Origin of the sequence: Chryseobacterium pyrolae (genome assembly GCF_025153485.1) — a bacterium.
In the GTDB taxonomy this organism is placed as follows: Bacteria; Bacteroidota; Bacteroidia; order Flavobacteriales; family Weeksellaceae; genus Chryseobacterium; species Chryseobacterium antibioticum.
This window is the reverse complement of record NZ_JANZQH010000006.1, coordinates 265,060-280,226: the sequence shown is the minus strand read 5'-3', so window position 1 is coordinate 280,226 and position 15,167 is coordinate 265,060. Positions and strand designations below refer to the sequence as shown.

General features: G+C 35.9%; 9 protein-coding genes. 1 reads left to right on the top strand and 8 read right to left on the bottom strand.

The genetic code is table 11. The annotated features are described in order from the left end of the window. Positions 1-18: 18 nt before the first annotated feature. The 3 genes from NZD88_RS14380 to rpiB form a co-directional block, all read right to left on the bottom strand. On the bottom strand, positions 19-1,422 hold the full coding sequence (locus NZD88_RS14380) for a pyridoxal phosphate-dependent decarboxylase family protein (RefSeq protein WP_259830048.1): 1,404 nt from the start codon (positions 1,420-1,422) through the stop codon (positions 19-21). Positions 1,423-1,437: 15 nt separating this feature from the next. Then, entirely contained in the window at positions 1,438-3,591 is a 2,154-nt protein-coding gene (gene rnr, locus NZD88_RS14375) for a ribonuclease R (protein ID WP_259830047.1), read from the bottom strand. 547 nt (positions 3,592-4,138) lie between these two features. After that, the gene (gene rpiB, locus NZD88_RS14370) at positions 4,139-4,573 is read right to left on the bottom strand and encodes a ribose 5-phosphate isomerase B (protein WP_259830046.1); all 435 of its coding nucleotides are present in this window, start codon (positions 4,571-4,573) and stop codon (positions 4,139-4,141) included. 554 nt (positions 4,574-5,127) lie between these two features. Here rpiB and NZD88_RS14365 point away from each other — a divergent pair. After that, positions 5,128-6,318 (top strand): phosphoglycerate kinase, encoded by a 1,191-nt coding sequence (locus tag NZD88_RS14365; protein ID WP_259830045.1) that lies wholly within the window; start codon positions 5,128-5,130, stop codon positions 6,316-6,318. 597 nt (positions 6,319-6,915) lie between these two features. Here NZD88_RS14365 and NZD88_RS14360 read toward each other — a convergent pair. From NZD88_RS14360 to NZD88_RS14340, 5 genes are all read right to left on the bottom strand, one after another. Beyond that, positions 6,916-7,737: a class I SAM-dependent methyltransferase gene (locus tag NZD88_RS14360; RefSeq protein ID WP_259830044.1), complete on the bottom strand. Its 822-nt coding sequence runs from the start codon at positions 7,735-7,737 to the stop codon at positions 6,916-6,918. 115 nt (positions 7,738-7,852) lie between these two features. After that, positions 7,853-9,715: a tRNA uridine-5-carboxymethylaminomethyl(34) synthesis enzyme MnmG gene (gene mnmG, locus NZD88_RS14355; protein WP_259830043.1), complete on the bottom strand. Its 1,863-nt coding sequence runs from the start codon at positions 9,713-9,715 to the stop codon at positions 7,853-7,855. Between the two features lie 147 nt (positions 9,716-9,862). Continuing rightward, positions 9,863-10,285, bottom strand: a complete 423-nt coding sequence (gene ybeY / locus NZD88_RS14350; protein ID WP_259830042.1) for an rRNA maturation RNase YbeY — start codon at positions 10,283-10,285, stop codon at positions 9,863-9,865. 4 nt (positions 10,286-10,289) lie between these two features. Next, on the bottom strand, positions 10,290-12,446 hold the full coding sequence (locus NZD88_RS14345; protein WP_169233459.1) for a patatin-like phospholipase family protein: 2,157 nt from the start codon (positions 12,444-12,446) through the stop codon (positions 10,290-10,292). 2 nt (positions 12,447-12,448) lie between these two features. Continuing rightward, a complete protein-coding gene (locus NZD88_RS14340; protein ID WP_259830041.1) occupies positions 12,449-14,896 on the bottom strand; it encodes a bifunctional UDP-N-acetylmuramoyl-tripeptide:D-alanyl-D-alanine ligase/alanine racemase in 2,448 nt (815 codons plus the stop codon). Between the last annotated feature and the right edge of the window lie 271 nt (positions 14,897-15,167).

Here is a 15,167-nt window from a genome sequence, read left to right as displayed (position 1 = left end):
AATTTAAGAATAATAGTATTAAATATCCATTTTATCAAGCGCAAATTGTATTTCTTTAAAAGCAACGTCTAAATCTTTATCGCTTGTTCTCCAATTTACAAATGCAGCCCTGATTCCCGCTTTATGATTAAGCTTTGTAGGGGTCATAAAAATTTTCTCATTTTCATTAATGATATCTAATAATTTAGAACTTTTCTCGGGATTCTCTTTTAATGAAAAACATACACAATTTAATCTTGTTTCTGACAATAACTGTAATGCAGGGTGATTTTCTACAAATACTGAGAATTTTTGAGCATTCAGTATATTATTTCTCACTATATCTTGATAACCTTCTTTTCCATACGCTTTTAGGGTAAACCATACAGGTAAAGCTCTGAATCTCCTGGAATTCTCAGGAGTAAAATTACCATAGGAAAAGTTATCTTCCGGGTTTCCTAAGTAGGCTGCATTGGAGTTTTGAAAAACCTGCATCTGCAAACCGCTATGTTCTTTTCTAATAAAATAAACCGCATTTTCATATGGCACGTTCATCCATTTATGGCAATCTACTGCAATGCTGTCTGCATTTTCCCAACCCTCTAATAAGTGTTTGTATTCATCCAGAATATTAGCAAACCCGCCGAAAGCAGCATCGATATGCCACCAGAAATTATATTTTTCTTTTAGGATACTGATAGATTTCATATCATCAAAATCAACCGTATTTACTGTTCCTCCACTGGTTGAAATAATGATTTGTTTGGCCTTATATAATTCTAGTTTTTGTTCTAAGTCTTCAACATCAAGCGCCTCTCTTGTTTCATCTTTTTTCTTAACAAAAACAATATTATTACTCCCTATACCTAACATGCTCAAGCATTTAACAACTGAAGAATGGGGTTCTGCAGAAAGTATTACAAAATCATCAGAAGAAACACCTTCTAATGCATAGTTTTTATTTATTTGATGCCCTGCCCATTGTCTGGCTGTAGCAAGGCATGTAAAGTTTGACATAGTAGCACCTGTCACAAAGCCTCCTGCGAAGGAATCCGGCAGGCTAAAGAAATCCAGCAACATCTTAACAGTTTCTACTTCCAAAAGGGCAGAAATATCTCCTCCCTGATTAATTCTCTGTGTATTTTGATCATAAATAGTTGCCAAAAAATCTCCAATTAATGCTGCTGGTGTTGCCCCTCCGGTAACAAAACCCCAATATTTAGGTCCGCTGGAACCAGAAATAATTGGTTTTACTGCTTGTTGGAAATATTCTAAAACTTTTTTTGATCCCAATCCTTTGTAAGAAAGATTTTGATGTTCCAGTTTTACATTTGGTTGGGTAGATATTTCGTCCAGAGAATTAAAAAAATGGACAATTTCTGAAAATGTTTTCTCTAAAATTTCTGAAAATTCTTCCTTATCTATTTCAAGTACTCCTTTCATAAGCTCTGTATGAAATTAATCAACAATCTTAAAGTCCAACTGTTTCTGAATAAGGTTCGCCTTTACTACTTTGATCTGGACCTGATCCCCTAACTGATGTCTTTTTCCGGTTTTATGACCATAAACTGCATGGGTTTTCGCATCGTAAGAATAGGAGTCATCCACAAGGTCTCTTAATTTGATCAGGCCTTCAGCACCGTTTTCAGGTATTTCTACCCAGAAACCGAATTCTGCAACGCCTGAGATCACGCCTGTAAAGGTTTCTCCAAGATGTTTTTCCATGAATTTCACCTGCATGAACTTGATAGAATCTCTTTCCGCATCGGCAGCCAGTCTTTCCATAGCACTGCAATGTTTTGCCTTGTCTTCAAGCTCCTGTTTGCTTGGAGATTTACCTCCATCAAGATAATGCTGTAAAAGACGGTGGGCAAGAAGGTCAGGATAACGACGGATAGGAGAGGTGAAGTGGCTGTAATATTCGAATCCTAAACCGTAGTGTCCGATAGGTTCTGTAGAATATACCGCTTTGCTCATACTTCTCATGGCCAGCGTTTCGATCATATTTTCTTCTCCTTTTCCTTTGACATCAAAAAGTAGCTTGTTTAATGATTCTGCCACTTTCTTAGTGTTGTCAAGGTTCATTTTATATCCGAAAGTAGAAACAAAATCTCTCAATGCTTCCAGTTTCGCAGGATTCGGATCATCGTGAACCCTGTAAATAAAGGTATTGTTACTTACCGTTCCTTTACTGGTTAATGATACAAATTCAGATACTTTTTTATTGGCTAAAAGCATGAATTCTTCGATCAGGTGATTGGAATCTTTGCTTATTTTAAAGTATACTCCGATTGGCGAGTTATTTTCATCCAGATTGAATCTTACTTCACTTCTGTCGAACGTGATCGCTCCATTTCTGACACGCTCATCACGCATGATCTTCGCAAGTCTATCCAAAGTATTGATTTCTTCTGCAAGATCTCCCTGGCCTGTTTCAATACGTTCCTGAGCTTCTTCATATGTGAATCTTCGGTCTGAATGAATCACAGTTCTTCCAAACCACTGTTTCTGAATTTCTGCTTTGTCATTCAGTTCAAAAACGGCAGAGAAAGTATATTTATCTTCGTTCGGACGAAGTGAACATACATCGTTACTTAAAACTTCCGGAAGCATCGGAACGACACGGTCTACAAGGTATACCGAAGTGGCTCTTTTGTAAGCTTCGTCATCCAGCATGGTTCCAGGAACTACATAATGAGAAACGTCTGCAATATGCACCCCAATCTCCCAGTTTCCGTTTTCTAATTTTCTTATGGAAAGTGCATCATCAAAATCTTTCGCATCTTTAGGGTCAATGGTAAATGTACAGATATCACGCATATCCCAACGCTTTGCAGCTTCTTCATCGGTAATTCTTCTGTCAATTTTATCAGCATCGAGCTCAACTTCCTGCGGGAATTCATACGGAAGACCGTATTCTGCAAGGATTGAATGGATTTCAGTTTCATGTTCACCCGGAGCACCCAATACCTGGATAATTTCTCCCTGAGGATTTTTATCTCCCGGTCTCCATTCTGTCATTTTTACGACTACTTTATCGCCGTTTTCAGCACCTCCGAAATTTGCTCTTGAAATAAAAATATCGGTATTGATTGATTTTTTATCACACACCACAAATCCAAAGTCTTTGTGAGCAACCAGCTGGAATGTTCCTACAAATTCAGTTCTGTTTCTTTCCAGAACTTCCAGTACCGAACCTTCCAGTTTCTTCCCTTTAAAATGATAGGTGATGATTAAAACTTTATCGCCCTGAAGCGCATCTTTCACATTTTTGGAGTGGATAAAGACATCATCTTCCACCCCTTCTACTTTTACGTAGGCATTACCAGATTGGTTAAAATCAATGACTCCGGTTAATGTTCCTGCAATCTTCAGATTAACGATAAATTTTCCTTTCTCTACTTCTTTGATCTTCTCAGAACCCTGAAGTTTGTGCAGAGCCTGGATCACCAGTTCTCTCTGACGTGGATTTTTATAATCTATTCCGTCTGAGATCTGCTTATAATTATAGATCTTGGATGAATTGGTATTCATGAAACGCAGGATCAATCTTCCGATTTCCATGAGTTTCTGTTCGTTTTTATGGCTTATATATTTACCTTTTCTTGGCATTTTTTAATGTTGTTTAATTGTTATTAATTGTAATAATCTAACAGCGATATTTCTATAATTCCTAAATCATTATATTCAAAAAGAATTCTTTTTTATCCGGTGAGATCCTATTTTTCGCACTATCTAATTTGTTTCTCATCATATCACTGCCAGGAAGTGTCATTACACCTTTCACTTCCTTATTTTCTATAGAGTATCTAGTATTTGTAAATTTCGTTTCTGCTTTTCCTTATCTTTTATTTCCCGTACAAGGAAACTACTTATTATAAAAGTGAATGATGCAGATGCTTAATCTTGATTCAATTTACCTTTTCTTTGTTATTCAACTGCATCAATTTTCCTTCCAATTTACTTATAATGGAGACTTTAGTTTGTATAAAAATACTACAAATATGGAGAAGAGGGGAGAAAAACCTTTGATTAGTGTATTTTAAACAGATCAGGTTTTGTATGGAAATAATAGACTGGTACTTTCTATTAGTTGCTGCAAATGTACAAAATAAAAAATAAATAAGGCCTGCAATTTGATTTACAGGCCTTTATATATTTAGCAAACAGCAATTTTATCAACTCTGTTTTGGTGTCTTCCACCTTCAAATTCTGTAGAAAGAAACTTCTCTGCAATTTCTATAGCTACTTCCTTAGATATAAATCTCGCAGGCATAGAGATCATATTTGCATCATTATGCTGTCTAGCGAGCACTGCAATCTCCGGCATCCAGCAAAGAGCACATCTGATCTTCTGATGTTTGTTCGCTGTGATTTGTACTCCATTTCCGCTTCCACAGATCAAAATTCCCAATTCATTTTCCCCGTTTTCAACAGAGGTTGCAGCAGGGTGCACAAAGTCCGGATAATCCACACTGTTTGTGGAGAACGTTCCAAAATCCTGAACCTCAAACTTTTCTGACAGATAGTTCTTAACAATCTCCTTATACTCATAGCCTGCATGGTCTGCAGCAATAGCTATTTTTCTTTTCATAATACTTGTATTAAGTCTTTTTAGATTTTATTTCATGACAAAGGTAAGAATAATAACAAAGTCTGTTAGTTAATCGGGGGTAATTTGTGAAAAGGTATGTGAGTAACTGTGGAAAACTTTTTCCAACTTTCTATTTTTAAAGAAGAATTTATTTCGTAATGGGAAATGTATTCGGAAATTTTAGTCACAACTTTCAAATTGTTTTCTTCACTTAATCCGAACTTTTTCCATAATTTAATTACTAAGAATGGTTTTGTGGGGAAGTTATTCACATCTGTTGATAAGTCTGTGAAAAAGCAGATTTACAATCTATTACAATGTGAATTAAATATGAATTGAATAAAAATTATTTGTTACCAATTTTTTTTATAAAACTTATCCCCGAAACTAACAATACTCAACAACAACTACATTATTCTTTTCTTTAAAGAGAAAAAAATTGTTGATTAGTGGGTGATTGGGTTGGGGGAAAGTTTCGGAAAAGTTTTAATTCAATGGATCTGTTGAAAAAGTTTAAAAGCTTACATTTGTGAAACGAAAATTCAACGATATTTATGAAAACAATCAATGATTTCAATTTTAAAGACAAGAAGGCTCTGGTAAGAGTGGACTTTAATGTTCCGCAGGATGATCAGCTAAAAGTGACCGATAATACAAGAATCACAGCTGTAAAGCCCACAGTTGAAAAAATTCTTAATGACGGAGGTTCTGTAATCTTAATGACGCATCTTGGAAGACCAAAAGGTGAAGTGAAAGATGAATTCTCTCTTAAGCATATCGTAGATGAAGTTTCCAGCGTTCTTGGACAGGAAGTGAAGTTTGTGGATGAATGTGTCGGAGAAAAGGCTGAAAAGGCTGCTGCTGAGCTTCAACCTGGACAGATCCTACTGTTGGAAAACCTTCGTTTCCACAATGAAGAAGAAAAAGGAGATGCAGGTTTTGCTGAGCAACTTTCAAAACTTGGTGATGCTTTCGTTAATGATGCATTCGGGACAGCTCACAGAGCGCACGCTTCGACAGCTGTAATTGCTCAATATTTCGAATCAACTAAATTTTTCGGTTTATTAATGGCTAAAGAGCTTCAGGCGATCGATAAAGTATTGAGAAAAGGGGAAAGACCTGTAACGGCAATATTAGGTGGTTCTAAGGTTTCAACTAAAATTACCATTATAGAAAATATACTTCCTGCCATAGATAATCTGATTATCGGTGGTGGTATGGCATTTACTTTTATTAAAGCTTTGGGAGGTAAAATAGGGAACTCATTGATAGAGGAGGATAAGCTTCCTTTGGCTCTTGAGATTTTAGGTAAAGCGAAAGAGCACCAGGTAAAAGTATACCTTCCTTCGGATGTCATTATTGCTGAAGCTTTCAATAACGATGCTGAAAGAAAAGAGTCTGATATTTATACAATCCCTGAAGGATGGATGGGCCTTGATGCAGGTCCAAAATCGAGAGATCAGTTCAATGATGTATTGTTAAATTCAAGAACAATTCTTTGGAATGGTCCGATCGGAGTTTTTGAAATGTCCAACTTTGCAGGTGGAACTATTGCTCTTGGTGACAGTATTGCTGAGTCTACAAAATTGGGAGCATTCTCTCTTGTAGGTGGAGGTGACAGTGTTGCTTTTGTAAAGCAGTTCGGTTACGGAGAAAAAGTAAGTTATGTTTCAACAGGGGGAGGAGCAATGCTTGAAAGTCTGGAAGGTTTGGAACTTCCGGGAGTTGCTGCTATCAATAAATAGAATTTTATTTTTTATATATAGGAGACCGTCAGAAGTGACGGTCTTTTTATTTTTTGAATTTTTTTTTCAGTTTGTGATTTTAAGCTTTATTTTTTAATTTGGAGTGAATTGTTTGTGATTTTTGAAAATCACTGTTAGATTTCTCATTTTGTTAAAAAGATGTGGATATCTTCTGTTTTATTGAAAATTTAATTTTTCAGAGAAAATATGGGTCTGACGGAAAATTTTGCGAAGAATTTTTTTTTACGGGGGTCGGCTTTTTATGTCCAATCTATTTTTTTAAAAAGATAAGACTTTAGTTCTATTTTATTTTTCAACCCAATTTTTTATATAGCGAATTTTTTTTGAAAATTGAAAGCGTCAATTTATTGATTTTATTTTTCATCAATATCCAACTGACTATAAATTAGTGCGCTGTCCGATTTTTATTTAGTAATTTTTGAAAGGAGTGGAGTAGGGGAGTTTTCATTTTTCCTTTTTTAAGTTTTCAATCTTATAGAAATCCAAAAAAGAAACCTGGAAAATTCTCCAGGTTTTTATTTTTTTAGTCAAAATTGATGAAAACTGACCTTCAGAAACGGCTTAAAAATCGATTTTCTATCTTTTTTCGATAATGTATATCAAACTTGAAAATTCGTTTGAAAAAAGTGCCTTTACGTTAGAAATCGTTCCGTAGATGACTGCTTTTAGCCAAAAAATAGGTGATTTTTTGTATTTTTCGCTCAACATAGAGATGTAAAACGAGTCAAGGACCAAAGGTTTGATTTTTCTCATTTTCCAGTCTGGCTTTTTTGAAATTAAATTTTCCATACCATTTTTAGAGAAATGATAAATATGTCTCGGTACATCGTAAGCTGCCCAATATTCTTTGTAATGTTTTGCATCATAAGAAGTAGGATTGGGAACCGCTATGATTAAGAGTCCCTTGTCTTTTAATTTCCCGTGAAATATGTTAAGCATTTCATCCTGATTTTCTACATGCTCGAAAACATGCCATAAGGTAATGGCATCTAAACTATGATCGGGAATATGTTGGATGTTATCCAGTACAGTTGCTTTTGATATTTTGTTGAGTGCTGCTTTTCTTGCATCAGCATCAGGTTCAAAACCGAAGGTTTCAAAATCTTCTTCAATATACTTCACAAATTCTCCCGCACCGCATCCGTAATCAAGAACTTTTGCTCCTTTTTTTATTCTGTCTGCGAGGATATTTTTTTTGTATTGCAAATTAAAAGACTGTAGGAATTTATACAGCTTTTCTTTTAAGCTTCCGGAATCCTGGTGGTGGGAAATATAATCTTCGCTTTCATAATATTTGGAAATATTAGATGGAATAGGGGAGGTCTTGAAAACCCCCTTTGTTTCTGTTTCCTTTATTTCAAATATTTCCTGTGAAAGAAAATGATCCTTTATTCTCATTGAATTGATATCTTGATATTTTAAAATTAAAGTATTTATGGATTAAATATAACGCTCATAAATACCTTAATTTTTGCTTTAAGTTTATAAATGTTTCACGTGAAACATTTTTGCTTTAACGTCCTAAATAGACCAGTAAAACGTTTATATCGGCCGGGGAAACGCCACTGATCCTGCCTGCCTGTGCAATAGTTTTAGGTCTTACATTGGACATTTTCTGTTTTGCTTCTAAAGAAAGGCTGGAAATGCTTTTATAATCAAAATCTTCAGGAATTTTTATGTTTTCCAAACGATTTAGCTTTGCTACATTCTCTTTTTCCTTTTCAATATATCCTTTATATTTAATATTAATCTCTGCCTGTTCTCTTACTTCATCATCATATTGAGAAGTGAATTCTTTGATTACGTCTATGGCATCAAGCTTTTCCAGTGTAATATTAGGTCTTGTAAGGAATTGCGAAGCTCTGTAAGCCTGATCTACAGGATTACTATCGATGGTTTCCAAAATAGGATTGATAATGCCTGGCTTTAAAGAAGTTTCTCTTAAAAATGACTCAAGTTCCTGACTCTTAGATACTTTTGTTTCTACTTTTCTTAATCTGTCTTCTTTTGCCAGACCTAAATGGTAAGCTTTTTCAGTTAATCTAATATCTGCATTATCCTGTCTCAATAGAAGTCTGTATTCTGCACGGGAAGTAAACATTCTGTAAGGTTCTTCGGTTCCTTTTGTAATCAGGTCATCGATTAATACACCAATATAAGCTTCATCTCTGTTTAGGATGAAATCTTCTTTATCGTGTACTTTATTGTGAGCGTTGATTCCCGCCATTAAACCTTGTCCTGCTGCTTCCTCATATCCTGTAGTTCCATTGATCTGTCCTGCAAAATATAAATTGTCGATCAGCTTTGTTTCTAAAGTATGCTTTAATTGAGTAGGAGGGAAGTAATCATATTCAATAGCATATCCTGGACGGAATACTTTTACATTCTCAAAACCAGGAATATGTTTCATGGCTTTGATCTGTACATCTTCAGGAAGAGAAGAGCTGAATCCGTTTACATAGATTTCAACGGTTCTCCATCCTTCCGGTTCTACGAAAAGCTGATGTCTTGTTCTTTCTGCAAAACGGTTGATCTTATCTTCTATACTTGGGCAATATCTCGGACCTAAACTCTGGATCGTTCCATTGAACATTGGGCTTCTGTCGAAACCTTCACGTAAAATATCATGGACCGTTTCATTAGTATAAACGATATGACAGCTAAGTTGTTTTGTTAATTTCGGAGTATCCGTATAGCTAAACTTTTGAGGATTTTCATCTCCTTTCTGTTCTTCCATTTTAGAATAATCAAGACTTCTTCCGTCTACTCGGGGAGGAGTTCCTGTTTTCATTCTCCCAGCTTCAAAACCTAAACTTACCAATTGTTCGGTAATTCCGAATGCTCTTGGTTCGCCCATTCTTCCTCCGCCTAATTGTTTATCTCCAACATGAATTAATCCGTTAAGAAATGTTCCGTTGGTCAAAACAACCGATTTACTTTTTATCTCAATTCCTAAAGAAGTAACAACTCCGGTTACTTTATTATTTTCTACAATAAGCTGTTTTACCATATCCTGAAAGAAATCAAGATTGGGTGTATTTTCTAATGCCATTCTCCATTCTTCAGCAAAAAGCATTCTGTCATTTTGTGTTCTTGGAGACCACATCGCGGGGCCTTTTGAAAGGTTCAGCATTTTGAACTGAATCGCTGATTTATCTGCTATAATTCCGGAGTATCCTCCCATAGCATCTATCTCTCTTACGATCTGTCCTTTTGCGATTCCTCCCATGGCCGGGTTGCAGCTCATCTGTCCGATGGTCTGCATATTCATTGTAACAAGTAGGGTCTTTGAGCCCAGGTTGGCGGCCGCTGCTGCAGCTTCGCAACCTGCGTGTCCGGCACCTACTACGATTACGTCATATGTATCTGAAATCATATTTATATTGCTTGTTTAAAGCCTTTAATTTTAATATTTTCTATGAATGTTTCACGTGAAACATTTTTAGAGAATGCACTCTAGGTGGGTTTTAATTGTATCTAGCTTATAGCACTTTACGGATTAGCCTTTAAGTGATTCTTTAATTTATTCAGGATTTAAATCTCTGAATTTAGCCAGATAGAAATCTTCCATTCTCCTCATTTCTTTCTCTTCTTCTTCGGTCTTATCCTTGTATCCTGCGAGGTGAAGAATGCCATGAGCCAAGACTCTTTTTAATTCTTCTTCGTAGTTTCTGGATAGGGTAGAAGCATTGTCCGAAATCCGCTGCAAAGATACGAAAATCTCTCCGCTTATTGTTTTACCTTTTACATAATCGAAAGTGATGATATCGGTATAATAATCATGCTGCAGATAATCCTGATTGATCTTAAGCAGATATTCGTCATCGCAGAAAATATAATTGATTTCGCCTAGTTTTTTTCCTTCTGAAAGTATAATATCCTCCAGCCATTTTTGATAATCTGTACTGACAGATTCCTGTAAGTTTTCGTAAAAGAATTGTATCATTGTATTAAAACCAGTGTCCTAAAATAACACTGAATATGCCTTTTTGATTGTTTTTAAGTGAGTGGCTAAAATTGATTTTAATCTGCCCGAAAGGAGATTTATAGCCGGCGGTAAGCCCTACTGAGCTATAGTTTACTTTAACAGTTTCTTCGAAATTGATGTCATCCGAAAGATTGGCAAAGCTAAAATTCCCGCTTAAGAAATAGCTTTTATTAAATTTAAATTGAATGTCATTGGAAACCAGAACCACATTATTGGCGTTGAGCTGTGCAAAATAGAAGCCTCCAAAGCTTTTAAAATTAATCAGATTCTGTTCAAAGATCCCACCGAGTCTGTACTGGTAGAACTCCGGAAGATTATCACCAATGGTAACTCCTCCGTAAAGATTAAGACGGTAAGAGAACTGTTTGGAAAGAGGAATATTAATCCTGATATCTGCCTTAACCTGTATAATTCTTTTTTCTACCTCAGACTTCAATAAATCGATTACTTTACCTTCTGCGGCAATATAAATCCCTCTGGAAGGGAAGTCTTTATCGTTCTGGGTATCACTTTTTAAGAATACATAAGGGTTTAGGAAACGCATGTATCTTTCATGCTGTCCATTTATTTCAGCGCCAAAATAATCGTGACTGATCCCTCCGCCTATGGCGAATTTATCCTTCCAAACAGACTGTATATAGGCTTCATTCCTGAACCATTCCCACTTATCTACCACATTATTATCTATGTTTTTCAGGTCAAAGCTCATTCCTGAAGAGTAGATACCGAAACCTGGGATATATCCGTTATCAATAAAATAATTCAGATAGTATCTGGGCTGATCTCCCACGATAACATCAAGTGAAAGATTTGAATTTTTGAATAAGAGACGTTTTCCCGAATAATTCAGAAGAAGTCCTGTTTTAAATACTTCATCATAATGCAATCCGACTTTCAAAAAGTGACGGGCTTCATCCTCTGTAACATAGAGCTTAAGATAATTCGCATCGTTTTCCGGAATAATATCATAGTTGATAAATCTGTAATTATTGGTAGCAACAAGCTTATCTATTTTCTTGTTGATGCTGCCATACGTTTGCATAGAAGGGAGACGGAGACCCATTTTCCCCAAAACATAGTTTTTACCATATATTTTGCCTCCATCCAATGAAATGCTGTCAATCTTATATACATTTGAATATATTGGATTTACGCGCTCTCTAAGGCGGTCAAACGACCGTTTCGGAAGCTGATCCAGTATCTTGGTATACTTCATGCCTTCCACATAGCCACTGTCAAGAATTTTCTTCTTGTCATCATAGCTTGTCGCAGTCATTCCCTTAAGATTAGGTTTGATATTGATATCGGTATATTTATACTGTTTTCTGGTATCTCTTTTAATTCCGAAATCAATGACCTGATTTAGAATTGATATAATATTGCTTAAATCCTCTCTTGTCGATAAATCCTGGTTAAGGTCCACACCGATCACGATATCGATTCCTTTGTCCTTTAACGGCTTTGATGGATAGTTAACCGTCATTGCTCCATCAATATAAATGCTGTCTCCAATTTTTACCGGATCCATAAGAGAAGGGAAGGCAGAGCTGGCCATAATAGACTGTACCAGATCTCCTTTTTCGAAGATTTCCATATTTCCGCTTTCCAGATTGGTGGCGACACACATAAAAGGAATAGGCAGCTTTGAGAAATCATCAATATTTGAAACATTTTTGAAAAGTTCTTTGAGAAGGTAGACATTTCGCTGTCCTGAACTTATAGAGGAGGGTAGGGATATTTTACCGTTTTTTAAGGGAATGGATAAAAGATATTTATCTACGGCTTTGTTGAAGAAAGAAGTTTCCTGTCTGGATTTCGGATCCATGATCAAAGAATAGAAATCTGTATCCATTACGATCTTCTCTATTTCTTTTCCGGAATATCCCGAAGCGTACAAACCACCCACAATGGCACCCATACTGGTTCCGGAAATATAATCTACTTTTACCCCCAATGAATCTAATACTTTCAGCACTCCTACATGGGAAAAACCTTTAGCTCCGCCACCGGCAAGGGAAAGGCCTATTCTGGGATTTTTGGGTATGACCAGATCCTTTTTCACTTGTGAATGGATCATTAGGAGTTGAAATACGAAGAGAAGGATCAGGAGTTTTCTCATAATTAATCTTTTATATAAATCCGTTTCACCCGGGGCGAAATGGACGTTAACACTTCATAGGTTATGGTTTTGCAGTAGCCTGCGAATTCTTTTAAACTTGGTTTTGCATTAAAAATGGTGACCGTATCACCTTCCTTTATGTTGGGGATTTGATCTACGTTGATCATCATCATATCCATACAGATGTTTCCTACAATGGGAGTCAGCGTTTTGTTAATCCCTACATTTCCAACCTGGTTACCAATAAGTCTCGGGATTCCGTCTGCATAGCCAACAGGGATGGTAGCAATCCTGGCGGCATGGTCCGGCTTATATTTTCTACTGTAGCCTACAGATTCTCCGGTATTAACAGTTGATATCTGTGAAATTACGGTTTTAAAACTTACCACAGACTGAAGTTGTTTCTGTATTTCACTACACGGTGATTCTCCAATCATTCCGATCCCGATTCTTACCATATCATACTGATGAGCCGTATAACTTGTTATTCCGGAAGAATTGAGAATGTGTCGGAGAGGAGCGTAGCCCAGTTTCTTAATCAGATAGCTGGAATTCTTTTCAAAAACTTCAAATTGTTTGATGGTAAATTCCTTTTCCTCAGGCATGTCAGAAGAAGATAAATGACTAAACATACTCTGAACCTTCACATTTTTGTGGCTTAAAGTTTCACTTAGCTGATCCAATTCAAAATCTTTAAAACCAAGACGGTGCATTCCCGTCTCCAGCTTGATGTGAATAGGATACTTTTTATCGTATCCGGATTTCTGAACTGCTTCATAGAACAACTCCAGAACCCTGAAACTGTAAATTTCAGGTTCAAGATTATACTCAATAATAGCCTCGTAGCTGTGTTGTTCAGGATTCATGACTATAATAGGCGTGGTAATCCCTTTTTTACGGAGCTCTATACCTTCATCGGCATAAGCAACACCCAGATAATCAATGTGATGATGCTGTAGGAATTCAGAGATTTCATAACTACCCAATCCGTAAGCATTCGCTTTAACCATGGCCATCATTTTTGTTCCCGGTTTCAATAGGGATTTGTGATAGTTGATATTGTGAAGAATGGCATTGAGATTGATCTCCAGAACGGTATCATGTTTTCTGAGTTCAAGAATATCTTTAAGTTTTTCGATCTCAAATTTTCTCGCTCCTTTCAGCAGGATAATCTGGTTTTCAATTTCCGTAAGATGTTTACTGTCAATTAATTCTTTAGTATCTACGAAAGTAAACGTTTTAGATTTAAATAAATTACTGAATTTTGAAATTTCATCGCCAACAAGAAATACAGAATCAAAATTCTGGTCATTCACAAGCTCGGAAACTTCTTCATAGAGTTCTTTAGAATTAGAATTAACCCCTACAATATCTGTTAAAACCAACGACTTTTTAGATTTTTTATATTCATTCAGAAACTGAAGTGCGGTTTTCAGAGAGTCCAGATCCAGATTAAAAGAATCATTGATAACAATATTATTTTTTATTCCTTCAATCGCTTCCAGACGCATTTCCACAGCCTTTAAAGAATTGATTTTTTCAACAATCTTTTGATTATCGATATTCAGTTCCTTTAAAACTGTGACCAAAGCCAAAGCATTGGTCAGTGTAGCTTCATCCCTCTGATGAACAGGGAAGGAAATCTCTTCATCAAAATAAACAACCGTAATCTTCTCATCTTTAGAAAAATTTTCTTTGATGAAAACCTGGTTGTTCTTTTTAAATCCGTAAGAAATTAATTTTTTACTTGAATATAATTCGTATATCTTCTTGTCAACCAATTCGTTATCGCCATTGTAAATAATGACTTCAGAATCTTTGAAAAGCATGATTTTTTCATCAATCAATTCTTCTTCGGATTCAAAATTGGCGGCATGGGCATTTCCAATATGGGTAAGCAGTCCGATCTGGGGATGAAAAATATTTTCCAGTTTTTCCATCTCATGAGGCTTTGAGATTCCCACTTCAAAAATTCCAAGTTCCTGTGAACTGTTAATTTGGAGCAGAGAAAGTGGAAGACCAATCTGGGAATTGAAACTTTTCGGACTTTTTACGGTCGGAAATTCATTCCACAGACACTGATAAAGCCATTCTTTTAAAATGGTTTTTCCGTTGCTTCCGGTAATTCCTATAGATTTAAGATGAGCATTTTCGAAATGATATTTTGCCAGTTTCTGAAGAAAATCCACCGAATTGTCAACAATGATCCACGTTACATTTTCAAACTGCGGATACTGATGTTCAGAAATAATGATATCAATACCGCGATCAACTGCAGATTCAATGAATTTTTCACCGGAATTTTTATGCGTATTGATCGCTACAAATGCCGTATTTTTCGTTGAATAAATAATTCTGCTGTCAAACGCTATATTTCTGACCACTAGTTCTTTGTCTCCAATGATCTGTGCATTGGTGATCTCTGCAATTTGTTGTACTGTATAGTTCATTGGTGTGCCCCCTTCTGCTTTATTTTGAGCTCATAACGGTAAACTTTTGAGGAAAGATGTATATGATATTTTTGAACCATCTTCCTTTTCAAAGTTTTGTCATTTACCTTTACAAGTTAATTTATTTTTTTGAACAATGGTAAAGGCGTAAAATAATTAATAACAGATACCTTCTTAGGGTGTAAGCATCTTATCGAAGATAAAATTGAGCCCTGCCTGCGGAAAATGGTGATTTTCTGGGGTCTTAAAATGGTCGTGTATTAGAAATAAC